Here is a 25,904-nt window from a genome sequence, read left to right as displayed (position 1 = left end):
TGTTACAGATGGAGAAATCGTAATCTTTGCCAACTTAGGTTGGTTATAGAAAGCGGAATAACCATAATATTGAGGATTAGCCTCAAAAGAATAGTCCACATTCTCTAAATAAGTTATATTGCGGCCGACATAAACTTCCTCTAATGGACATGAAGAAAACAAACCTTTATTGTAAGCTAAATAATCCTGACTTGGACTAGTACCACCATAATTGTGCGAACCTAATACGATAGGTTGCACACCATCTTCAAACCTCACTCTCTTCAATGAAGTACAATTATAAAATGGTAGTTCAGAGCTATCCATTTTATATTTCCACCATTGCAAATTACCAACTTGAGCAACAGTACCAGGAATACTTATCGACTCAATCGCCGTACAATTAGCGAACACAGCATCATCTATCGTCAATAATCCCGCAGACAACTGCACTTGTTTCAAAGATGAGCATCCACTAAATATATTTTTAGGAAGAATTTGACATCCTCTTCCTACAAAAACAGTCTGCAAATTTTTATTTTCTGCGAAACATGATTCTCCCAAAGAAGACACTTTATTAGGTATTGTGATATCCGTTAACCCACTGCCATAAAAAGCTTTATTTCCGATAGAAGTCAAACTTTCTGGAAAAATAAGAGATTTCCACGATGTCGCTAAAGAGCCAACAGACATAAAAGCTTCATTGCCAATTGACTGCAAAGAGGTGCCAAGAGTAATATCAGCTAATACCGTACAACCGCTAAAAGCATTATTGCCAATTATTTTCACAGCAGTTCCTATATTTGCTGATTTCATGCCTACATTATTTGTAAAAGCATAATCAGAAATCGTTTCGACAGAGTTTGGCAAAATAAGAGAACTTATATTACACCCATCAAAAGCATGCTCAGGTATCTTTACCAAAGAACCACTTATCTTCAAATTAACAAGATTCTTACAATCCTTAAATAAATATGATGGAATATCTGTTACAGATGGAGAAATCGTAATCTTTGCCAACTTAGGTTGGTTATAGAAAGCGGAATAACCATAATATTGAGGATTAGCCTCAAAAGAATAGTCCACATTCTCTAAATAAGTTATATTGCGGCCGACATAAACTTCCTCTAATGGACATGAAGAAAACAAACCTTTATTGTAAGCTAAATAATCCTGACTTGGACTAGTACCACCATAATTGTGCGAACCTAATACGATAGGTTGCACACCATCTTCAAACCTCACTCTCTTCAATGAAGTACAATTATAAAATGGTAGTTCAGAGCTATCCATTTTATATTTCCACCATTGCAAATTACCAACTTGAGCAACAGAACCAGAAATACTAATTGATTCCATCACAGTACAATTTGCAAACGCCTTGTCAGCAATCTTCGTCACAGTAAAGGTCACGCCATTATACACGACATTCTCTGGAATCTTAACATTAGCCGACAAAGAGGCATAATTGCCCGCTCCATCAACCTCATAAGTCACTGTGGCCGTACGATTGGACGTATCCAAGTCATAGTACAACCCATCAATCAATGTACTCGCTTGCAAAAGAGCACTTTGTACGATAAGCCCTATTATCAAAGCCAATCGCATGAATAAGCATTTACTTTTGTTCATAAATTTACATTTTAGTTTACGTTGTGAAGGCAAAGGTAAGGAGATTATTTGAAACTATCAAGTCCATAATGGTTCATAAGGTAAAAAAGTTGCCTTGCGCTGGTTCACTGCTATTTTCCGTAGCCATCATTTCGGAAAACAAACAATATGAGAACACATAACAAATCATAAAAAATAGTACTAAGAAAGGGCAACTAAAAACGGTAAACCACAAACTAAAATCGTTAAACCACATGAATTTGTTTCCGCATCCTTATCAATTCTCCGTTCAAAGACGTTGAACCGACATTCAAAGACGTTGAACCGCCGTTCGAAGACGTTGAACGGACATTCAAAGGCGTTGAACGAAGATTACATAAGGATATACTAGCACTTTCATAAGGGTGTATCAACTCTCTTATAAGGATGCAGAAACCCTTCCATACGGTTTCTTCCCCTTTTGATTGCAGTTTTTCAACTCATAAAGCAGTATTATAACACAAAAAAATAAGGAAAACGCACAAATGAACCAACGTGAACTTGCATAATTCCAATATTCTTTCTACCTTTGCACTGAGTTAATTGCACGCTAACTGCATAAACATAATACACATAACTATAAATCATAAAAGTAAATGGTAAACTTCAAATACACATCTCTATGCATTTGCACCCTACTAACAATGGGTGCATGCTCTTCAGAAGGCGGAAGCGGGACAGACCCTTTACAGCCTTCTCCTACAACTAAAGAGAAACTGCCCATCAGTATCAATACGTCTGTTGCGACTCGCGCAACGGACGAAGCTTTTGAGGTTGGTGATCAAATAGGATTGTTTGTTGTCAATCGAGAGGCAAATGGTACTGCCAACAGTTTGAAAACCCTCGGCAATTATATAGACAATATGCAGTTCACCTACGATGGAACTTGGAAAGCAGCATCATCTATTTATTGGAAAGACGAGACTACCCATGCCGACTTCTATCTGTATTACCCTTACCAGAAATACATAAACAATGTGACTGCCGTGCCTTTACAAGTAAAAGCCGACCAAAGCGACCTTGCCGATTACAAGAACAGCGACATGCTGATTGGCAAGACTTTAAATGTCGCTCCTACAGACCAAGCTGTGAAGATAGAAGCCAAGCACATGATGAGCCAAGCCCTCATCACGCTGAAAGCTGGCAATGGCTTTACCGACGCATCGCTTGCATCATCCCTTGTGAATGTCAGAATCAATGGACTCAAGAGTACTGCCTTGGTCAACCTCGCCACCGGCGTGGTCACCGCAACAGGAAATGATACAGACATCATTCCATTAAAGGAAGATTGTATCTACAAGGCTATCATCGTACCTCAAGACGTAAAAGAAGGGAATTTCATTACCATCAACGTAGATGGCAGCAACTATTACCTTACAAGAAATTCCAAATTCCACGCTTTCGAGAAGGGGAAAAAATATAATTTCACCGTCACGCTCAGCAAATCGAGCAGTGGAATCAATGTCAACATCTCCCAATGGGAAGATGATGGTATAGACTACGGCGGAACTGCCAACTAAAAAGGAAATATCAATGAAATTATCAAAATACACCTTATTATATATATTACTCGTCGGAATCGTGATACTGACAGGATGCAGCGACCACCTTTTCGATGATGAAAAGCAGCCAGATAGCAATCGCATCTTGTTGTCAGGAGACATTGAGCAACTTGCCGTTACCCGAGTAAACGACAATGGATTCTGTGATGGCGACAAGATGGGAGTCTATATCGTAGATTATGAGGGTGACTACCCTGGCACATTGAAAGTGAGCGGCAACCGTGCCGACAATGTACAGCACACCTTCGATGAATCCCAGAACAAGTGGAATTCTGCCTACGACATCTACTGGAAAGACAAGCATACCCACGTAGATATCTACGGATACTACCCTATTGCCAATCCCGAGAGCATAGAAGACTGCTCATTCGAGGTACAGAAAGACCAAAGCAAAGAATCGAAAGATGGTGAAATGGGAGGCTATGAAAGTAGCGACTTCCTCTGGGGGAAAGTTGCTGATGTCACTCCTACCGCCAACACGATTCGTTTGCCTTTGACCCACCGCATGTCGAATGCCAAGGTGACCTTGGTGAAAGGTTCCGGTTTCACCGACGAGGAGTGGGCAAACACCGAGAAGACGGTTCTGACTGCCAATGTAGCTCGTAAAGCAAGCATCAACCTTTCCACAGGAGAAGTAAAAGTAGCAGGCAGCGTGGAAAACACAGCCACCATTCCTTCCAAACACAACAATGAATGGCGCACGATCGTCATTCCACAGACCATACCTGCAGGCACTACCCTCTTCAGTATAACCATAGGAGGAGAGCCATACAAGTTTTCTAAATCCGGCGACTTCACTTACCAAGCAGGAAAGATGATGAACTTCGGCATCAAGGTGGATAAACTATCTACAAGCGGAGATTACAAGTTGACATTGATCAGCGAGAGCATCACCCCTTGGGAGAGCGACCTCGTGAGTCATAATGCCACTGCCAAAGAATATATTATCATCAACTCTACTCCTGGAGGATTGAAAGATGCCATCGTGGCAGCCAAAAAGGACTATACCCAAGTAAAAAACCTCAAGATTACGGGAGAAATCAATGCCAAAGACTTCTACTTCATGCGTGATTCCATGCCTCGCCTTTCTGCCTTAAACCTAAAGGAAGTTCGCATCAAGGCTTATGGAAGAAATGAAGAATACGAAGAAAATCAGGACGATCAAATCCCTAACAGTGCCTTTTACTTCATCCAAACCACAGGAGGAAGCAACAGCCTCAACAGGCTTATACTGCCAGACCACCTCAAGTCTATAGGCTCAAATGCCTTTTATGGTTGCAAATACCTCACGGGGTCTTTGGTCATTCCGGAAGGAGTAACTGAGATACGTCGTGGAGCTTTCAAAGGATGTACTGGTCTCAATGGCACCTTGACCCTTCCTTCTACTCTCAAGAAATTAGGGAATCGAGGCGAGGATGACATGCAAGACGAAGGAACAGATTACTACGGAGGAGTTTTCCAAGGTTGTAATAATCTCACAGGAAATCTTAGGTTACCAGACAACCTGGAACTTATCAGAGGATATTGCTTTGCAGGTTGTTCGGGATTCTATGGTGAACTAAAGTTGCCTTCACATCTTAAGAGAATAGCGAACTGTGTTTTCCAAGGATGCTCAGGACTCACAGGTTCTCTGACTATCCCACAAAATATTACCACCATCCCTTCCGAGGCCTTTCACGGATGTGGCTTCAATGGAACACTTACCTTGCATGATGGCATCATCAACATTGCTAATGACGCTTTTGCCGACTGTCATTTCAGAGGAGAGCTACACTTGCCAAAAAGCCTGAAAGTCATCTCTGACAATGCTTTTGGCAACAATGATTTTTCCGGCGAATTGAAGTTACCTTCAAGCATTGGTCATATAGGCAGCAGAGCCTTCGCCAACGACTGGAGATTAATGGGCACTATAGAATTTCCGGAAGACATGCAAAGCATTGGGGAATTTGCTTTTGCCAACTGTAATATGATAGAAGGCATCATCTTTCCGGAGTCCATGGAAACCATACGACAAAATGCTTTCAGTGGATGTTACGGCATCAACTCCATCATTTGTCGTGGCGACATGCCTGCCTATATAGAGGAGAATGCTTTCGAGGGAATTGCCAAGGACAATTTCACGGTCGAAGTACCAGAGTCTGCCATCGCCCAATACCAGACTGCCAACGGATGGCGTGACTTCAAGCGCATCGCTGCCCACCATGAGTTGGTTTGTCGCCCTTCCGTGGCTTGCGCCCTCAGCACAGAACACAAGCAGACCTTGACTATCAATGCCGAGGGAGAATGGGAGGTAGCGAGCAAACCAGACTGGTGCGAGGTCTCTCCTTCCAACGGAAACAAGAAGACGGAAGTGACATTGACCATCAAGTCGATGGCAAAAGGGGCTGGCAACCGTAATGGAAAAGTAGTATTCCAACTGAAAGACAAGGAATACACGCACGAGTGCAATGTATCGCAATATGGATATGAATATGGCGAGGACGAATGGGTTACCTTGCAAAAGGCAACAAAGGGCAAAAACGGTGGCATCAATATCGTATTGATTGGTGATGGATACAATGCCAAGGACATTGCTAATGGTGATTATCTGAAGAATATCCAGCAAGAAGTGGAATATTTCTTTGGTATCGAACCCTACAAGACATATCGTGAATATTTCAACATCTACACAGCCATGCCGCTATCTACAGAAAGTGGCATCGGAACAGTGAACACGATTCGTTACAATCGCTTCAATACGACCTTTACTGCGGGCGTAGGTCTGAAAGCTGATTACGATGAGATCTTCTCTTACGTATTAGGTGCACCTACCGTCAACAAGGACAACTTGAACCAGACGCTTATCATCATCATACCGAATTCTACCGATTATGGTGGTATCACCCAGATGTGGGCAGATGGCTCAGCCATCGCTTTTTGTCCTCTTAGCACGTATGACTATCCACTCGACACTCGTGGAGTCATCCAGCATGAGGCAGGCGGTCATGGATTTGGCAAGCTCGGCGATGAATACATTTACCACAATGCTTTCATTGATGCCTGTGGATGTTCTTGCTGTGGGCACGTGGATGAGTTCAACTGGGCTAAGAGTCTTGGATGGTACGACAACCTTTCACTTACGGGCAAAATGCACGAAGTGGATTGGAGCCACCTCATCTACGACGACCGTTATAGCGATATCGTGGATATTTACGAGGGTGGATTCATGCACACCAGAGGCGTTTTCCGTTCGGAACCGAACTCTTGCATGAACAACGACATTCCTTACTATAGCACCATCAGCCGTGAGAGCATCGTGAAGCGTATCAAGCAGTACGCTGGAGAGACTTTCACTTTCGAGGATTTCGTGAAGAATGACAAGCGAGACGCTGGTGTGGTGGAGAGTCGTGCCTTTGGAATGAATGGAGATGAACGAATAGCAGGAACCTACCAGCACGCTCCTGTTTTCCACAAAGGAAGTCCTCTGAAAATGCAAAAAGTAAGAAGACGCAAATAACTTCTTCTCATTCATAAGAAAAAAGAAATATAAAAAGAAGAAACATGAGACGAAACCATATCATCAAACATACGTGCATAGCATGGAGCCTCATCTTAGGTTTAGCATCTTGCGGAGACGAAAATCTTCAAGATGCTCATTCCCTGGATGCCAAATCGACTCCGATGACCTTTACGGTAAGTCACCCAGGAAAGAAACTTACCCCCAAGAATACACGTGCTACGGAAACTGATTTTGAGAAAAATGACAAGATAGGACTTTTCGTAGCAAAAGCCGACTTACCTCTCGAAATCGGCGGAAACCTCGTGAACAATGCTGCCCTTACCTACGATGGTGGCAAGTGGACCCCTGCTCATACTCTGTATTGGGACGAAGGCACTTACAATGCCTATGCTTACTACCCTTATATCAATAAATTGAGTAGTATCGAGGACCAACCGTTCAATGTGAGTACAGACCAAAGCACCCATAAATCAGGGACATCACTCGGCGGATACGAGGCAAGCGATTTACTCTTTGCTACAACCAAAGGAATAGCTGCGTCAACAGCACCAGTACCTCTCAATTTCAAGCATATCATGAGCAAACTGACCATCAGACTCATCAAGGGAGAAGACTTCGAAGGAGAGATGCCTACAACTGCTGCTGTATATGTTCATAATACTGTTCCTTCTGCTACCATCGACCTACAGGCTGGTGTAGCAACGCGCTATATGAAAGGTTATCGCCAGTCCATCATTGCCCACCAAGATGACAACTACATATATTCCGCTATCATCGTTCCGCAACGAATTGAGAATCGCATGCCGCTCATCGAAGTCGTAATGAAGGGCGTAAGCTATCTCTTTGAAAGCAAGTTCCAGTTCAAACCGGGAACAGAGCACCTCGTCAACCTTATCATTTCGGACAACCCTGACCAAGTGAAGATTGAAATTGGTGGAGAAATCCAGAACTGGCAATAGTTTCATCTATACAAAGATTATCATAGAAATAGGAAATAACTGACTATCATAACGAATGAGAAAAACGATATATGTTTTGTCTTTACTAATTCTCACTCTCGGAACATGGCTTGTAGTTTTGTGGCTCCCGTCATTCACTTCCCAGGAAGATGACAGACAAGAAACAAGGTATGGCTTGAACGAAGGACTGGAATTAGTGGAACAAGACTACGGAAAGGACGGCAAGCGCTATGTCGTGGAGGATGCCGATGGTAAAGAACTGTTCGTCATCCCCCTACGCAACTGTCTGCTCGACACTCGCTTTCGCAACGGACTGTTACGATTTCGGGAACAAGTCTCGCATCGAGAGGGTTTCATTGACCGACAAGGTATGGTGACTTTCACTCATGAGGGCTTTGTTTCCGTTCATGAGAACAATAAGAACTTGAATACAAGTTCCGCCAACACATCATCAGAAAATCCATCTAACACAAATGCAACCTATCAAGGGGCAACAACAACCGTACACGAAGGAACATCTATGGTGCAATCAACCGAACAGTCCAATAGGAGGAAGGTGCTCTCGCAAGTGGATCTTCACACGATGGCACAAAACAACCCCTTCTACAAGGAAGCAGCCAAAATCATGCAAGGCAAGTTGAACGAAACCGACGCCAACCGTCGCCACACTATCCTCAACTACTGCGAACATTTCCGCACCGCCTACACCACCAAAGACATTGATTTCCTAAGACAGGTGTTTAGCGACAAGGCACTTATCATCGTGGGCAATGTAGTAAAGACTACAGCAAATGACAATAAGATACAAGCTGAGAATAAGGTGACATACGCCATCCATTCCAAGCACGAATATATCAACCGTCTCAACAAGGTGTTTGCAACAAACCAAAAGATAGAGGTCAAGTTCTCAGGCTTTCGTATCATGCGACATCCTACCTTGGACGGCATTTATGGTGTAACTCTGAGACAACAATACAAGAGCGACCGATACTATGATGACGGTTATCTCTTTCTGTTGTGGGATTTCAGAAACAAATCGATGCCACTCATCCATGTCAGAACATGGCAACCTGCCTCTACGGTAGGAGGGAGTGGAGACATCATCAACATACAAGACTTCAATTTACAATAGACTTACATATAATATAATTAAGGTATGAAGTTTGAAAAGACCATCAAAAGAGTAAAGAAAAGGAAAGCGGGAATCATGATTACCATCATGTTCTTACTACTCATGCCCTTCTCCAGTTCAGCCCAAGACTTCTCGGTAGCAAGCTTCCGCTTGTTACCCAACGATGTAAGCGCCTTCATTGACAATGTACGCGACCTCAATGACGAGGCTTGTGCACTCATGAAGGTAGAGGCGCCAACCGACTTTGCTTTCTCCACCCCATTAGGAATTGTGAAACGCAAGGACGAAGTGGGCGAAATATGGCTTTATCTACCCAAAGGTACCAAGATGCTAACCTTGAAACACCCGGAATGGGGCGTGATTAGAGACTACAAGTTGGACAAGCCTTTGGAGAGTCGCATGACCTACGAGTTGAAGCTCAACCTCCCCAAACCAACGATCACGGAAGTTCACGACACCATCGTAGAAGTAAAGACCGTGACCGACACGATAACAATACCACGAACTAAGCCCAAGATGCCTCTCTCCATCTACACCTTAGCTACTGTGGCACTCCACCAAGACGGTCCATCATACGGAATTTTCTTTGCCATGATGAAACGCCATGGTTTCTTCCTCCATGCGAGCAGCGACTTACGAACCATCGGGAATACAGACGGCAATTGCCAAAAAGACGGAAGCATCGATACCAATGGCACTAAGCCTTACTTCACAGGCGAGACACGACATAGCAATTACACGCTGACCCTTGGAGCCATCCACCATATAAGTCGTAACATACGATTTTTTGAAGGCATAGGATACGGACGATGCGCAACTGCCTGGCAAAGGAGTGAAAGCGAAGGTGGCGGATATCTCCTCAACGAAGGATTGACCCATAAGGGCGTATCAGCCGAAGCAGGTGTACTTGCTTCCTTCAACAGGTTTACTATGACAGCCTCCACCATGACCATTGCAGGAAAACAATGGGAAGGTTGTATCGGATTGGGAATCAAAATATTTTAAAGAAATGAAACATCTTATCATCAATCTTGCGATTATCATACTCATGGCTTCATGCAGCAGCGACAAGCCATCTTACCTGGAGCCGCACCTATCGACTTTGGCTGCTACCGACATCACTCGAAATGAAGCGACCCTGAACGGTATTGCCGAAATAGAAGGAGATGCTGACATGCCTCAACTCTATTTCAGATATGGAACAACGGAGAATATGGACCAGACTGTCCCTATCACAACAGAAAGTGAAAAGATATCAAAGCAAAACAGCGTCTCCGTTCGTCTGAAAAATCTCATTGCAAGCAACACCTATTATTATATGTTGCAAGGCAGCAATGGACGAACCATCACATCTGGAAACATGATGAACTTTACGACACTACCCAACGAGAAGCCAAAGGTAGGAAATACAACCTTGTTAAGTCATGGCCCAACAAGTGCCTTCGTCAGTTACGACATCTTGGAAGATGGCGGAGAGAACATTACCGAAACAGGATGCTACTACGAATTGGCATCCCAAAGCGCTACAGAAACCCAGTCTGAAAAAGAGAACATGGAGAAAGAAATTCCAGGTAAAAATGCCACAAAAGAAATTCTTACCAACTACTCTGGAGGCTTGGGACAACAGAAACTCCTTATAGGAAAACTTACTCTCAATACGACCTATAAGATTTGGCCGTATGCCAAAAGCCGCATGGGAGAAACAATCGGTGACTGTATCACCTATACAACAACAAACGATGCCATCATGCTTAAAGAAGCAGGTGAATTGCAGTCCCTTTTGAGCAACAATCTATATGATTACACATCACTCACCTTGGCGGGTCAAATGAATGGAGACGACCTGAATTGCCTCAGAAAGATGATGGGAAGAAACTTAGACGAGAGCGACACTCCTGGCAAATTAGCCTCCATAGATATGACAGATGTAAAAATTGTGGCTGGAGGCGGACCATACGGGGCTAACAGATATGTCCAAGACCACGTTATCGGACAAGGACTTTTTGCCAATTGCGATTATCTCACAAATGTTATCCTACCTACAGATGTCACAACCATCGAAAAGGATGCCTTTATGAATTGCAAGTCACTCGCCAAGATAGAAATACCTGCTTCGGTAAGCAATCTGCTGCCATCCAGCGGTTGTACGGCGCTGAGAGACATAGAAGTTTCAGAAACCAACTCCAACTACAGCAGCGTCAATGGAGTGTTACTCAATGCACAACAAACCAACATCTTATGGTTTCCAATGGGCAAGCAAGGAGAATATTCCTTGCCAAGCACCATCACTTCTATCGGTAACTATGCCTTCAAGGAATGCAGCATCGAGACTTTCATTCTTCCTGACAACATGAACGAAATAGGTCAAGGAGCTTTTATGGACAGCAAGGTAAAAGAAGTAAAGTTACCTGCCAACCTGAAACGAATCCCGACAAGCACTTTCCAAGGTTGCAAACAGTTGAAAGTAGTAAGGATAGGCAGTAAGACAGAGGCTATTTCTGACTATGCCTTCGACCTCTGCCCCCTTACCGACATCTATGTGGAGGCAAAACTTCCACCAGTATGCAGTTCACATGCCTTCACCACAAGAGGCACCAGTTTTCTCAATACCTGCATCGTTCATGTGCCAACAGGAAAAGCTGCATTTTACAAAGGAGATGTTATTTGGAAACAATTCAAGAACATCAAAAGTGACTCTTCCAAGTGATAAACAACAGATAAAAAAGGATTATAAAAACGACAGATTATGACAACTCCAGAAATAGAAGAATTGAAATCGCTCATCGAGCAAAAATACGGAAAGATGCTCTGTACTACTACTGACTTCGAGGAGTTTTCTATCTACCTCAAACAAAAATGGGGCAAGAGCATATCCTCCTCCACCCTCAAACGCCTATACGGTTACGTAAACGACGACCACAAGCCAAGAAATATAACACTTGATGCCCTGGCTCAATATATAGGTTACAATAACTACGCAGAGTTTACAAAATGGCTGAAGGACAGCACGAAGTATAACTCATCCTTTTTCATGGCACAACAAGTGATAAGCAACGACTTGCAAGAAGGAAAGGAAATATCCATCGGCTGGAGTCCCAACCGAATACTGCGACTTCGCTATTTGGGTGAAAGCACCTATGAAGTCCTGAGATCAGAAAACAGTAAGTTGCAGATAGGCGACAAGTTTGTCACAGGCTGCTTTATCAAGGAACAGCCTCTGTATCTGCCTTATATAGAAAGAAAAGGCAAACGAACAGCAGCCTTTGTAGCAGGAAGGAATGGCGGTCTCACACTTATCAATGTCATGAAGTAATAATCACGCTAAATCAACTTTTCAGAATATGCCAGACAAGCAAGATAAAGTAACAGGAAAAAACAATGATCCCGAGTCAAACTCTGGATATACAGAAGATCTCGACAAGGATACGAACAGCTCTGAATCCACTCCTATAGAAAATACCTATAGTAATCTACAGGAATACTACGTGTCTCAATCCGGTCACACTCGACTCTTCACTGCCACCAAATACGGCAAACGCTACGTCTTAAAATGCCTCAAGAAGGACTTTCTTTACACACCAGTCTATCAACAAGCCCTCACCAAGGAATTTGAGATTGGATTGGAGTTGGAACACCCCAATATCTGTAGAACCCTCAGCCTTGAGCAACTTCCAGAATTAGGAACCACCATCGTGATGGAACACATAGACGGCGAGACGCTCAAAAGCCTCATCAACAGGAAAGCAATGACCCATGAACTTGGTCGTAAAATCATCCTTCAGTTGATGAACGCCTTGGAGTATATGCACAGCAAACAGATTATACACCGGGACCTCAAGCCATCCAACATTATGATTACTCATACAGGACAGAATGTGAAAATCATCGACTTCGGACTATCAGACAGCGATGCATTCTTCATTCTCAAGCATCCTGCTGGCACTACAGGATTTATCGCACCAGAACAGTTCATGCCTGACGCAAAGGCAGAACCGAGGACTGATATCTTTTCCTTGGGAATGGTCATCGCAGAAATAGCCACATCTATCGGAGATAAAAAACTGGAGAAAATTGCTAAGATATGCACTACCCACAATCCCTTGCTGCGCCCAAGCAGCATTGAGATTCTGCGCAAAAGACTATTAGAAAAGCCTCAGAACCGAAATGTCATCATACTTCTTGGCTGCATAGTCTTTCTCTTGGCTGTAGCCATTGGCATATCCTACTATTATCGGCACCAAGTGACCAAACAAAAAGAAGCCACTATGGAGCAGTACCTCGAAGGAGATAGCGCTAACCATAGTGGCAACAAAGTTATGGATGTTCAACTCTGGAATCCATATTAACTAATCATAAAATCCTGGCTGTTTGTACTCAATACCGAGTTCATCATCCACGGTGGCGATGACGCCCTGAATCTGACCCATGGCAAACATACGACCCAGAAGAGTGTAACCCGCATTGTGTCCGTGGTTACTCTCATCGAATACGCCGCCAGGCTCATCGGTGAAGGTCATACCATGGTCCACTCTCATAGGGAGACGACGACCAGAATTGCACTTGCCTTCCTGCTCTGCCTTCTCGAAGATGCGGCAAAGCTCTATCAGATGGCCACGACCACCTAAGTGGGAAGCCTCCGTGAAGTTGCCATTAGGGAAGATGTAGCAAGAACGCAGGTGAACGAAGTGAGTGCGATCGGCAAACTGCTTAGCCATAACCACACAGTCGTTGTGTTCGCCGGCAGAGAATGAACCAGCACAGAATGTCAAACCATTGTGCTTATTTGGCACAGCATCCAACATCCACTGGATATCCTCGGCACGACCAATGATTCTTGGTAATCCGAATACTGGATAAGGAGGATCATCTGGGTGAACACACATATTGATATCGTACTCATCGCAGATAGGCATGATGGCCTCCAGCCAGTATTTCATATTCTCCTGCAACTTCTTCTTGTCAATGCCATCATAAAGTTTCAAGAGATCGCGGAATTTCTGTACAGGAGCAGCATCACCCTCGCTGAAATTACCGGATACAAAGCCCTGGGTCTTGATGATGATGTTCTCTACCAAAGCATGATCCTGCTCTGGCGTAGAAGTCTTCTTGATTTCATCAGCCTCAGCCACGAGGTCTCTACCCCACTTGTGTTCCTTAGAGAACTCAGCCCAATCTTCACGAGCGCCTTCACGCTGCAGGATATAGATATCGAAGTAGGCAAACTCGCCCCAGTTCATATAGAGGTTGTTGGCTCCGTTAGGATTCTCATGTGCCAAATCGGTACGTGCCCAGTCTAAAACCGGCATGAAGTTGTAACAGATGCACTTGATGCCTTCCTCACCTAAGTTGCGGAGACTTTCCTTATAAACCTCAATCTGATGATCACGGTCAGGACCGCCATATTTCAAGGTTTCAACCACAGGCAAAGACTCTACCACGCTCCATTTCATACCGTAAGATTCAATGTACTCCTTGAGTTCATGAATCTTCTCACGCGTCCAAACCTCGCCCAGAGGAACATCGTGCAATGCGGTAACGATGCCCTCAACACCTATCTGTTTCAACTGTGCAAGCGTAATCTTATCTTTCTTGCCAAACCAGCGCCATGTTCTTTCCATATATTATATAATGTATAAGTTTGAAAATGAATTATCTCGCAGAAACATACTTATGCAATGTCTGTCTTACAGCACCCTTGCCGGCAAAGAGTTCCTTCACCATGCCTTCTATCTGCTCTCCGAAACCTGCTTCGTAGAGATCGAGACCAAATACATCCTTACGGGTATAGAGATTCTTGAGACAAGAATAGTCCTGATCTGCCTTACCTACTTCCAGAGGAGCTACAATAGCCTGAAGTTCAGCCAATAATGGGTCGGAAGATGGCTCGAATGGTTTCAGATTGTCATCCAAAGCCTTGAGATAGCGGGCATAACCAGCTAATACCAATGGAATCAATACGAGATTACTCTTGTCGAGACCGCGAGCGATATACTTTTTGATAGTTTCACCGAAGCGGATAGAAAGTTTCTGACTGGTATCAGTAGCGATACGCTGAGGAGCATCTGGCATGAATGGGTTTGGCAGACGCTTATTGATCACGGTACCGATAAACTCGTATGGATTCAAGACTCCTGGGTCTGTTACCACAGGCATCGCCTCGATATAACCCATCTTCTGGATGAAGGTACGCAGGTCCTCATCAGCCATCTCGGCAGAAATCAAAGTATAGTCGAGCATGCAACCATAGATAGACATAGCAGTATGCAGCGGGTTCAGACAGGTGGTTACCTTCATGGTCTCTACCTCATCCACCGTCTTGCGGGTGGTATAGAGTGCACCGCCCAACTCCAATGGTGGACGACCATTGGTATAAGTATCCTCACAAACGAGGTACTGCACCTCCTCAGCATTCACAAAAGGAGCTGTAAAAGTATGTTTTTCGGTGATGATGGTTTCGTTGTCCTCAAAGCCATCCTCTGCCAGCATCGCCTGCACTTTCTCATGAGGACGTGGAGTAATCTTATCTATCATAGACCAAGGGTATGTAACCTTGCTGCTATCGTTGATATAATCCAGGAAACCAGCCTCAACGATGCCATCCTTTACCCAGCGCTCAGCATAAGCCTTCACACCAGCCTTTACATGATCGCCATTGTGAGAACAGTTGTCAGTAGATTGAAGGGTGACAGGCAACTTACCTGCCTTGTATCTTTCATAAAGGAGGGCAGTCAACTTACCCATAGCAAATACTGCATCAAGGCCACGAGCTAAGTCTGCATCATTGAAAGAATATCCCTTCTCGGTGATGGTGAAAGTTACCATCTGCAGACTTGGAGCCTGGAAGATCAGAACCAGACGAGCCCAGTCTTCACCAAACTGCTTGTCGGCTTTGAGACTCTCTGTGATAGAAGCGATGACCTTCTTCTCAATGGTTCCATTAGACTGGAGGCTTACGAGAAGAGAGAGGTTATTGTAAGGACGATAAGCCTTATCGATAATTTCATAGTCAAAACTTTCAACCACAATGACACCACGGTCATACTTACCCGTATTAAGTGCATCGTTGAGAATAGCGGCAGGGAACGCACGGAAAATGTTACCTGCGCCAAAGTGAACCCAAGTAGGCTCTTCATGAGTCTTCTTGGCTACAGCAGCGATGTCATACTGAGGAAGCTGATAACCTTTCGCCTCCCATTCTTCAGCATTAAAATTGTTAGAAAGAATGTCGTTTAGTTTCATATTGAAATCCTTTTGATATTGTTTTATGTATATTTACTCCTATATATTATGTACCATATATGTAGATGAAAAACAGGCCACCTAAAAAGGCATTTTATTTCTCTAAAGCCTTCAGTTGCTTCTTCGGAGTTACACCAAGTCCTTTCAGACTTTCCACCCTTCGCATGACATTTCCGGCGCCATCATAAAGTTGCTTTTTAGCCTTATCAAAGGTTCCAGAGAGTCTGGTAATTAAATCACCTATACTGGTAAAAGTATCTTCAAAGACAGCAACTTTATCATATAAATCGGCAGCAGTCTTAACAATTTTCTCCACGTTCTTATTCTGGCGATCATATTGCCAGAGATTATAAGCGAGTTGTAGCGCCATCAAGAGGTTGCTTGGAGAAATAATAATGATTTTCTTCTGATAAGCATAGCGACTCAACTCCGGTTGTTGTCTCATAGCAGCAATATAACTGGTTTCATTCGGAATAAACATCAGCACAAAACCGATGGCATCCTCTACCAGTTTGGAATAATCCTTCTCAGCCAATTCATCAATATGCTTGCGAACACTCTGTGCATGTGCCTTCATCAATCTGTCTCGCTCTGCATCATCCTCAGCAGCAAGGGCATCCGTATAGGCAGTAAGCGAAACCTTAGAGTCGATGACCACACTTCTTCCTTCAGGGAATCGGACGATGACATCCGGGCGGAAATTCTTGCCATTCTCGTCCTTGGTGTTTTCCTGGATAAAGAACTCCTCGTCTTTTCTCAATCCGCTATTCTCCAAGATGGTTTCCAAGACCATTTCTCCCCAGTCACCCTGCATCTTACTATCTCCCTTCAATGCCTTGGTAAGATTGGCTGCATCAGAACCAATCTTGGACGTTTGCTCTTTCAGGCTCAATACAGCCTGCTGCTGTTCCTGCTGAAAGAGTTTCATCGTAGCCTCGAAGGTATTCTGCAGTTCTTTCTTGTTTACTTCATTCTGCGTTTTGCTCTCCTCCACCGATTTCTTGAAATCAGCAAACTGTTCCTTGATCGGTTTCAAGAGTTCATCCATCTGCAGACGGTTGTTTTCCTGCAAAGCCGATTGCTTGGCAGCCAGTTGTTCTGCAGCCACCCGCTGCTGCTCGATATTCATCCGCTGCATCTCCTGCTTGAGGTTTTCGAGTTTCTGCGCCCACTGCTGGTCGCTCTCTGCCCGAAGTTTCGCAGCATACTGTCGCTCGTTCTCCATCTGAGTTTTCAAGGAATGAACCTCAGAAGCATGAGAATCCTTCATACCTTTCATCTCAGAAGCATGATGTAGTTTATCCTGCTCAATGTTAGCCGCCAGTACCTGCACTTTTGCTATCAGTTGTGTTTTTTCCTCTCCACCAGTTTTAGCTTCCATCAGCTTGCCAACAACAAATCCGATGACAAGCCCTATGATGATTCCGATTACTATCTCCATTGTTTTTGAATTTTTCTAAAAATCTACAATTATTACGTTTTGCAAAAATAATGTTTTAAAAGCATAATGCCAAACTTCCAAGGAGATTCTTGTAGTTATTTAACTTATTCCTTACATCCACACTCACCTTGACTATTTCCCCTGGAGCGAACTGATTTTGGTTTACTTTTTATGCCTTGAATATTCTCTGCTGCACACTGCGCAACAGAACTTAAAGTTTAATTTTGCTGAAAATATCTTGTACTTTAAAAGAAAAACTGTATTTTTGCAGCCATACAATTCATAAAACATAACGATTATGAAAAAAGAAATAAACAATTCTTTCGAGAATGTAGAGAAGAGAGCCAGCAAGCTGCCTTCTGAGTGTACCACCATCATCGTAGGCGAAGAGCAGAGTGCAGATGGCGCCAAATACCTTTGCCGTTCCAGCGACTTCGATGCGCTGATGGCCATCAACATCGAAGTACATGAGGATACAAAGTTTGGCTCTGAGGAATTTGTGGCAAAGGACAGCAAATTCCGCTGTCCACTACCTAAGGAGGCTTTGGGATATACAGGATTGCCAGATTACCAATTCCCTGGCGAATGGGGAAGCGCAGGATTCAATACGGCTGGCGTGGGCATGAGTTCAACAGAGACCATCTTTTCAAGCGATAAAGCACTTGCCTTTGACCCATACGTGAAGAATGGACTTGCCGAGAACTGCACCTACAATATCGTTTTGCCATACGTTCACACCGCTCGTGAGGGAGCTGCACGCTTGGGCAAGCTCATCGAGCAATATGGTTCGGCAGAAGGATTCGGCATCGGATTCATCGACGACAAGGAGATATGGTATCTGGAGAATGCTTGCGGACATAAGTGGTTGGCTTGCCGTATGCCAAAGGACCAGTACTTCGTTACCGGTAACCAAAGCCGTTTCCGTGATTACGCACCAGAGGACAAGGAGAACTTCATGGCAGCACCCGACTTGATAGAGTTTGCCGAGAAGAATGGTCTTTACGATCCAAATGATGCCGAGGCAGAGAAAGACAAGCATGGTAAGGCGAAGTTCGATTTCCATAAGGCATACTCTCGTGATGAGGAACTCGACACCACCTATAACTATCCACGTGTATGGGGTTTACAGCAGATGTTCTCACCAGCCATCCAGAATGATGTCACCAAGAATACCTTCCCTGTCTTTGCCAAGGCTGCGCATAAGATCTCGCTCACCGACCTCCGCACCGCCTTCCGTTTCCATTATGACCATACCGATCATGATCCATATCTGCATGAGAATGGAAAAGAGCCTTATCGCCCTGTATCTATCTTCCGCACCACGCAGACCCACATCATCCAGGTAAGAAAGGATTTGCCTCATGCCATAGGTCACATCACCTACGTCGCATTCGGCATGGGCGATCTCAGCGTCTTCCTCCCACTCTACCAGGGAGTAAAAACCTTCCCTGAGCTTTACACCCATGTGGCTAATGGCAGATGCAAGGACGACAGTGCCTACTGGCGTTTCCGCAAGGTGATGACACTCGGCATGACCGACTATAATGCCTTCGCTCCTATCATTAAGGATGCTTACGCCAAGTTGGAGGCTGAGAACGACCAACGTCAGAAGGAGATGGAAACAGAGTACTTGAAGCTTTACAAGGAAAGCCCGATAAAAGCCCAAGACCTCTTGCAGCACTTCTCAGATGAGGTTCTGAACCACGCCATCGAAGTGGCAGATGAATTGGTGGAAGAACTCTTTACTCGACTCACGGAGAAGATTCAAAAGGAATACCTCTTCCACGGAGCATAAAGGAATACAAATGAGCATAAAAACGTAGTAAGCTTCATTCGCCATCGAAACTTACTTCAATCAACAGCGAAGCCTGCTTCAACACGCATTGAAGCAGGCTTCATTATTTTCATATAAATATATTTCTTTATTTTTCGAAACGATTCAATTCCTCTTGATCAGCATCTTGTTCCTTAACAGCTATCGTTCGAACTGTGTTACCAAAGAGTAACATCCTTGCTATAGAATTGTATGTCATGGTTGCTTATGTTGAAGATGTCGTTAGCTTCAAGCGTAACCGAGAAACGATTCTTGCAGAAAGCCTTGTAAAGCTTGGCTTTGAGGCTGGAAGAAGAACTGAGCCTCATGTTCTCCTTGCTTCCACGGCTATTCCATTCCATGTCTATGTTCATTCTGATAAAAAAAAATGAAAAACAAGTAGAATTATGAGATTAAATAAAATAAATGTTGTATTTTTGCATAAGATAAGCTGCACTCAGCAATTTGAAAACAAGTTTTCATTGCGCTCATTTGCATTATCTTTGCATAAGATAAGCTGCATTCGGCAATTTGAAAACAGAATAAAGACATAAAGTATGATTAAAAGATTATTATCCTTCCTTGACGCTTCTCCAGTAAACTTTCTGGCAGTGAAGAATATCTCTGAAGAATTGGAGAAGAATGGTTTCCATCGCATCAACCCACAGGAGCCTTTGGGTAAGGTTGAGGCTGGCGACAAGTTCTTTGTTACCAAGAACGATTCCTCTATCTATGCTTTCCAAATCGGTAAGAAGTCATTGGCAGATGGCGGTTTCCACATGATTTGCGCTCACTGCGATTCTCCTACCTTCCGCATCAAGCCAAATGCAGAGATGCTTTGTGAGGGTGGCATCGTGAAACTAAATACCGAGGTGTATGGTGGTCCTATCATGTCAACCTGGTTCGACCGCCCTTTGACTTTAGCTGGTAGAGTGATTGTAAAAGGTGAGAACGCCATGAATCCTCAGACACTCCTTCTTCATATTCAGCGCCCATTGCTGCAAATCAGCAATCTTGCCATCCACTTCAACCGCCAGGTGAATGATGGTGTAAAATTGAGCAAGCAAAAGGATGTTCTCCCTATCCTTGGCATCATCAATGATGAACTGGAGAAGGGAAATCTCCTGATGAATGTAATTACAGGCGAACTGAATATCAAGAAAGAAGATATTCTCGACTTCGACCTCTATCTGGCTGATGCCACTCCAGCCTGCACCTTCGGTGTGCATCAGGAATTCATCTCTTCAGGAAGACTTGATGATTTATCTATGTGCTGGGCAGGTGTAGAGGCGATGATTGCAGCAGATGCCACTTCATCATCTGATACTTCGGCATTTGAAACAACTCGCGTTCTCGCCATCTTCGACAATGAGGAAACGGGATCTCAGACCAAGCAGGGTGCCGGAAGTCCATTCCTCTCTCATATGCTCCAGCGCATTGCCCTTGCTCAGAGCGGCACAGAGGAGGCTTACTACCAGGCAGTAGAGCGTGCTTTCATGATTTCTGCTGATAATGCCCACGCTTGGCATCCTAATTATAGTGAGAAGTTCGACCCGACCAATCACCCAATGCTTGGCGGCGGTCTGGTCATCAAGTTCAATGCAGCACAAAAGTATGCAAGCGATGCTGTATCAGCAGCCATCTTTGCCAGCATCTGCGATGCAGCCGGAGTACCATGCCAACGATTTGTAAACCACAGTGATGTAGCTGGTGGAAGTACGCTTGGTAACATCCTCGCTTCTTCTATTCCTTTGAAGGGTGTAGATATGGGTAATGCCATCCTCGCCATGCACAGTTGTCGAGAAACAGGTAGCGTAATCGACCACGAGTATTGCGTCAAGGCTTTCACGATGTTTTATCAGTTATAACAAAAAATCATCGGATTCTGCGGAATCCGATGATTTTTTGTATAAACCTCTTTATAATGATTTCTCATACCCCTTGTTCTGCACCAACTTTTTATTCAATTCCATACATTTCTTAGGAATTGGGAAAACGGTGGTATAACCCGATGACTCACCAGCTAAAGGAATACGAAGATCATAGGCTGCAGTAAACTTTCCGAAACGGATAAGATCCTGACGACGCCAACCTTCCCACACCAATTCTAATAATCGTTCTTCTAGGATATTGTCGAGCGTAGCCTGTCGGTTTGGCATACCTACACGGGAACGAATTCTATTCAGTTCCACATTACCCTCTCCTCCATTACGAACCTTGGCCTCCGCTTTCATCAATAATACGTCTGCATAGCGGAAAAGAACGATGTCATTGCTCTGCAACTTACCATCCATATACGAAGTTCTATCCACTTCATATTTTGCCATTCTCGCTCCAGCCGTCTTGATATACTTGCTGTTGGTCAGGTTCTGAGCCACTTCGAAAGGCTGATATTCCAATGGCTTACCATTATCCATCAGAAGTTTTTCACCATCTACTTCCACCACACCTGCCACAAAGTTCATCCTGCAACGGGTATCTTCATCAGCTTCGCCATAGCGGTTTGCTTTCATGGTAGAGATTGTGGCGCAAGTACCATTCTCACTACCCCATCCCAAGGCTCCGCCATGTGTATAGTGATAAGAGCGGAAGAGATAATGGAACTGATTGGTATAGATATTCTTATCCATCGGAATCGTGAAGATATTCTCCTTCGATGTTTCATTATGCGTAGAGAAATTGAAAGCATCATCTTCTTCCAAATCATAACCTTCGCTCGCCAGTTTATCACAATAATAAATGCAGGTTTCCCAGGCATTCAACTTCATGCTGCGATGCTCGCTTGCCTTACCGCCTTTCAGAGAATAAGCCCCATCGGCTGTTTGCACCATAAAATAAATATCCTTACCCTTCGGACGCTTAGCATACCCCTCGGTCCAATCATCAAACATATATATTTCTGCATTCAAAGCCAACTTTGCCAAAAGGAAATTGACTACCGGCTGCGTCATCCTGCCATAATAATTTCCTTCCTTATTACTATGTTCTTCCGACAGATAAGGAAGTACCTGCTGTAGTTCACTGAAGATAAACCGGAAAGTTTCACTTCGCTCGCTCTGTGCCGACAGGTTTGTATCTGTCAAAGAGATATCTGGCATTTTCGAGGCAGTTTGATAGATTTCCGATTCTCCCGAAGACAAGACAACAGGAATCCTGCCAAACATATCCATCGCCTCATAATACATCAAAGCCCTGATAGCCCTAACCTCAGCCTTGAATTTGTCTTTCTGGCTGGCAGTAAGCATGGAAGACTTGGCATCAATGATGTCAAGCGACTTATTAGCCAGAACTATCACTTTATAGAGATACTTCCAGGTATCATAGAGTGAAGCATCATCTTCAGTCCACCGATGCTGATACATGGCATTCCACAAACCACCATCATACCAGTCGCCGCCACGGATTGGAATGATAGCCTCATCAGTGGTCAGCGTATTATAATCGTAGATGCCGCGACAAGTGCCCTGAATACCTTCACTCTCGTTGGCTCCACCTATATAATTATAGAGTGAAGCTACGGCATTGGTATAAATCTCCGATGCAGAACCATAGATGGCATCCTCGTCGAGCTGATCTTTCGGATGCTCATTCAAACACGATGTCAATGCCAAGACTGCCATCAGAACAGATAATATTCTATATCGTTTCATACTCATCTATTATTAGAATTGAACACTTAGACCCAGCGAGAAGGTTCTGTAAAGAGGATAAGTCCGCTTATCATCTATACCCATCGTGCTGTTTACCACATAACTGTTGATCATCGGAGTCAATCCGCTGTAACTGGTGATTGTGGCAAGATTATTCACGCTTGCTGATACCCTGAGCGATTGTATCACCCCTTTCTTGATAGGAATGTCGTAGCCGAGGGTAAGATACTCGAAGTTGAGATAATCACCATTCTCCAGCCAATAATCAGAAACATTCTGATCTACGATATTCTTCTCTGGTGCCCCCTTCAGTACATTGTAATCCGGGAAACTCGACATATTGGTGTATGCCAATCCTGTGCCGTTGAAAATCTTATGTCCGAAAGCACCATTCATCTGCAGAGAGAGATACCAGTCGCGATAACGGAAACTGATATTGGAGCCCAACGTTACTTTAGGAGTAGCCTGTCCGGCAATATATCTATCGCCGCCATCACTCAAATCAACGGTTCCATTCTGATCCAGGTCTTCGATGTCATAACGATAATGTCCGTTGCCATCTTCCACGAGTCCCTTGCAATGAGGCAGATAAAACACACCAAGCGGCTGGCCCACAATCTGATAGACCACATTATTATAACCGCCATGCTGCCCGGCACCCGACAAGGCGCCCATCGCCGTCACATCAGCTGCCGACATCTGCATACCAGCATATTCACCGCTCAACGACAGGAGTTTATTCTTCTGCCAAGAGAGATTCATATTGATGTTCAGTTCCATGTCCTTTTTCTGAATAGGAGTGAAAGAAAAGCCTATCTCTAAACCCTGATTGCTCATCGAACCGATATTCGCCAACAGTTTATCGTAGGCGAATGGAGGTACAGGCACGTCATAGGCATAAAGCATATCCGTAGTCTTGGAATAGTAATATTCAGCCGTCAGAACCAGCCGGTTATTCCACAAGCCGAGGTCAGCACCCAGGTTCCAGGTAGCACGTGTTTCCCATTTCAAATCAGGATTGTTGTTGCTGATCATCCCCATCGTCACCGTAGGCGAACTGTTCACCGAAACAATGCCGTTCTGTCTCACCGTGTTCATCGTGGTATAAGCAGATATGCCACCAAGATTACCCGACCTACCATAGCCCGTGCGGAGTTTCAGCATCGTAATATCCTTGATATGACGGAGCCATTCTTCCTGTTTCATATCCCAGGAAAGAGAGATGGATGGGAAGAAACCCCAAGTATGATCATCGCCCACCATCGAAGAACCATCACCACGCATGGAAACCGAAAGGCTATATTTATTTAATAAGGTGTAGTCGATATTCCCCATCACAGAAGCTAAGGCCAGATCTTCATAGTTGCTATCCGTTCCTCCATAAGGACGAGAGGCGGCAGCACCTATATTGTGATAATACATCCCGTTGTTGGTAATTCCCTTGGCAGAAGTCCAGAAACCAGTTCGGATATTTTTCTGATATTCTGCGCCAAGCATCGCCTTGAGATTATGAATACCCCAGGAATGCTGATAGTTTAAGGAAACATTACCAAGCCATTCCTCACTCTTGAATTCACCACGATAGAGATTGCCCTGCGCCCAAACCCATGTAGGACAGAACTGATTATTTTCATTGGAAGTATAGCCGTATGCTCCGAATGCAGTGACATTCAGATAATTACAGATATCATATTTCAGCTTCAGATGACCATTGAAGTTCATATTCTTACTATCATTTCGCTCCTGCAGCAAGGCTCCTGGTGGATTCACCTGCGAAGCCGCTCCATTCTTTACCCAACTGCCATTCTCTCTATCGAATGGATAGGTAGGATTCATTGCATCGGCAGAATAGAAGAGCATCTGACTGTCAAAGATATCATTGTTCTTATATGAAGAACCAAATACACCGAAGTCGCCAGTCAGCCTATTATTAAATGCCTTCTGAGTGACATCAATCTTAGCCACTAAATTGCGATACCCCTTACTACGGATGATGGTATTATGATCAATATAACCAAAAGAAGCGCGATAGTTGCTCTGTGGATTTCCACCACTGAAAGCCAGATAATGGTTTTGGATATTTCCTGTTCGAGTGATAGCCTTTCGGAAGTTGGTATCATATCCCTTGTCATTATATTCCAATCCCAACTTCTGTGCAGCCGCAATATATTCAGCAGCATTGAGCATCTCCATACTTTTATACATAGCTTCGATGCCATAGCTACCCTCATAAGAGATCTGAAATCCCTTACCTGTACCCTTTTTGGTTTTCACCTGAATAACACCCGAAGCACCGCGCGAACCATAAAGTGCAGTTTCGCTGGCATTTTTCAGAACCGTAAAACTTTCTATATCCGCAGGATAAATTGTTGCAAGTGTAGCCACATCAGAGGTTACGCCATCAATAATAACAAGTGGTTCGTTACCTCCCATAATGGAAGTAGTACCTCTAACACGAACAGCGTTCAACATGGCGATACGGTCAAGTCCATTGGTTGTGACATTGACACCGGCAGTCTGTCCACTCAATGCATCGAGGGCATTGTGAAGTACGCCTTTCTTCAGGAGTTCAGGTTCCACCACGCTCACCGATCCCGACAGGCGTAAAGAGTCTAACCCCTCCATATTTACAAATTGGGCATGAATGGATTGGGGCAATAAAATCAGCGCTCCTACACCATAAAATATGAGTTTAAATTTCTGTTTCATAACCATATCTGCACTTTTGTTTAGGTTAATTCCATGTTGGTTGCAAATATAATCAAAAATAGTGATAAACGCACAAAATCTTATAAAAACTTACGAAAAATTTTCAGAAAATAGAATCTGACTGGGAACTTGCATCGAAAAACCACAACCATATTATCCATCCAACAGGTATCAAGACCCTTGTCCTCTCACATAAAAAAACGCAATCTCTAACTTTTTCAGAAACTTTTCCCCAAAATCTCTATCAGATATGAAAATAAAGTCGTAACTT

At 44.0% G+C, this 25,904-nt stretch carries 17 protein-coding genes; 10 read left to right on the top strand and 7 right to left on the bottom strand.

The window, feature by feature from the left end; all coding sequences use genetic code 11:
• Positions 1 to 1,611: leucine-rich repeat domain-containing protein (locus EXN75_RS06065; protein ID WP_134843156.1), on the bottom strand; the 1,611-nt coding region annotated here is incomplete at its 3' end.
• Positions 1,612 to 2,273: 662 nt separating this feature from the next.
• On the opposite strand from EXN75_RS06065, the gene EXN75_RS06060 reads away from it, so the two are divergent.
• The 8 genes from EXN75_RS06060 to EXN75_RS06025 are packed head-to-tail and all read left to right on the top strand — an operon-like array spanning position 2,274 to position 13,127.
• Positions 2,274 to 3,149, top strand: a complete 876-nt coding sequence (locus EXN75_RS06060) for a fimbrillin family protein (protein ID WP_223176150.1) — start codon at positions 2,274 to 2,276, stop codon at positions 3,147 to 3,149.
• Positions 3,150 to 3,162: 13 nt separating this feature from the next.
• Positions 3,163 to 6,687 carry a fimbrillin family protein gene (locus EXN75_RS06055; protein ID WP_134843154.1) on the top strand — a complete coding sequence of 1,175 codons (3,525 nt, stop codon included), beginning with the start codon at positions 3,163 to 3,165 and terminating at the stop codon, positions 6,685 to 6,687.
• A 44-nt stretch (positions 6,688 to 6,731) separates the two neighbouring features.
• Positions 6,732 to 7,649, top strand: coding sequence for a fimbrillin family protein (locus EXN75_RS06050; RefSeq protein ID WP_134843153.1), 918 nt, complete (start codon positions 6,732 to 6,734; stop codon positions 7,647 to 7,649).
• 55 nt (positions 7,650 to 7,704) lie between these two features.
• The gene (locus EXN75_RS06045; RefSeq protein WP_134843152.1) at positions 7,705 to 8,781 is read left to right on the top strand and encodes a L,D-transpeptidase Cds6 family protein; all 1,077 of its coding nucleotides are present in this window, start codon (positions 7,705 to 7,707) and stop codon (positions 8,779 to 8,781) included.
• A 24-nt stretch (positions 8,782 to 8,805) separates the two neighbouring features.
• Complete coding sequence (locus tag EXN75_RS06040) at positions 8,806 to 9,786, top strand: hypothetical protein (RefSeq protein WP_134843151.1); 981 nt, start codon at positions 8,806 to 8,808, stop codon at positions 9,784 to 9,786.
• Positions 9,787 to 9,790: 4 nt separating this feature from the next.
• Positions 9,791 to 11,488 (top strand): leucine-rich repeat domain-containing protein, encoded by a 1,698-nt coding sequence (locus tag EXN75_RS06035; protein ID WP_134843150.1) that lies wholly within the window; start codon positions 9,791 to 9,793, stop codon positions 11,486 to 11,488.
• Between the two features lie 39 nt (positions 11,489 to 11,527).
• Positions 11,528 to 12,094: a hypothetical protein gene (locus EXN75_RS06030; protein WP_134843149.1), complete on the top strand. Its 567-nt coding sequence runs from the start codon at positions 11,528 to 11,530 to the stop codon at positions 12,092 to 12,094.
• A gap of 28 nt (positions 12,095 to 12,122) precedes the next feature.
• Complete coding sequence (locus EXN75_RS06025; protein ID WP_134843148.1) at positions 12,123 to 13,127, top strand: serine/threonine protein kinase; 1,005 nt, start codon at positions 12,123 to 12,125, stop codon at positions 13,125 to 13,127.
• Here the strand turns inward: EXN75_RS06025 and uxuA are convergent, their stop codons facing one another.
• From uxuA to EXN75_RS06010, 3 genes are all read right to left on the bottom strand, one after another.
• Positions 13,128 to 14,399, bottom strand: a complete 1,272-nt coding sequence (gene uxuA, locus EXN75_RS06020) for a mannonate dehydratase (RefSeq protein ID WP_134843147.1) — start codon at positions 14,397 to 14,399, stop codon at positions 13,128 to 13,130.
• 31 nt (positions 14,400 to 14,430) lie between these two features.
• Positions 14,431 to 16,020, bottom strand: coding sequence for a mannitol dehydrogenase family protein (locus EXN75_RS06015; protein ID WP_134843146.1), 1,590 nt, complete (start codon positions 16,018 to 16,020; stop codon positions 14,431 to 14,433).
• Positions 16,021 to 16,114: 94 nt separating this feature from the next.
• Positions 16,115 to 17,461 carry a DNA recombination protein RmuC gene (locus tag EXN75_RS06010; protein WP_134843145.1) on the bottom strand — a complete coding sequence of 449 codons (1,347 nt, stop codon included), beginning with the start codon at positions 17,459 to 17,461 and terminating at the stop codon, positions 16,115 to 16,117.
• Positions 17,462 to 17,759: 298 nt separating this feature from the next.
• On the opposite strand from EXN75_RS06010, the gene EXN75_RS06005 reads away from it, so the two are divergent.
• Entirely contained in the window at positions 17,760 to 19,256 is a 1,497-nt protein-coding gene (locus EXN75_RS06005) for a C69 family dipeptidase (RefSeq protein WP_134843144.1), read from the top strand.
• A gap of 197 nt (positions 19,257 to 19,453) precedes the next feature.
• Here EXN75_RS06005 and EXN75_RS06000 read toward each other — a convergent pair whose 3' ends face one another.
• Positions 19,454 to 19,648, bottom strand: coding sequence for an outer membrane beta-barrel protein (locus EXN75_RS06000; protein ID WP_118117088.1), 195 nt, complete (start codon positions 19,646 to 19,648; stop codon positions 19,454 to 19,456).
• Between the two features lie 183 nt (positions 19,649 to 19,831).
• Between EXN75_RS06000 and EXN75_RS05995 the strand changes: the two genes are divergently transcribed.
• Positions 19,832 to 21,142 carry a M18 family aminopeptidase gene (locus EXN75_RS05995; protein WP_134843143.1) on the top strand — a complete coding sequence of 437 codons (1,311 nt, stop codon included), beginning with the start codon at positions 19,832 to 19,834 and terminating at the stop codon, positions 21,140 to 21,142.
• 51 nt (positions 21,143 to 21,193) lie between these two features.
• On the opposite strand, the gene EXN75_RS05990 is transcribed toward EXN75_RS05995, so the two are convergent.
• Together EXN75_RS05990 and EXN75_RS05985 are read right to left on the bottom strand one after the other, a co-directional pair.
• Positions 21,194 to 22,924, bottom strand: coding sequence for a RagB/SusD family nutrient uptake outer membrane protein (locus EXN75_RS05990; protein WP_118117101.1), 1,731 nt, complete (start codon positions 22,922 to 22,924; stop codon positions 21,194 to 21,196).
• A 12-nt stretch (positions 22,925 to 22,936) separates the two neighbouring features.
• On the bottom strand, positions 22,937 to 25,633 hold the full coding sequence (locus tag EXN75_RS05985) for a SusC/RagA family TonB-linked outer membrane protein (protein WP_134843142.1): 2,697 nt from the start codon (positions 25,631 to 25,633) through the stop codon (positions 22,937 to 22,939).
• Positions 25,634 to 25,904: the final 271 nt, after the last annotated feature.

It is taken from the genome of Segatella hominis (genome assembly GCF_004535825.1).
In the GTDB taxonomy this organism is placed as follows: domain Bacteria; phylum Bacteroidota; class Bacteroidia; order Bacteroidales; family Bacteroidaceae; genus Prevotella; species Prevotella hominis.
The sequence above is the reverse complement of the archived record's forward strand: the minus strand, read 5'-3'. Positions and strand labels throughout refer to the sequence as shown.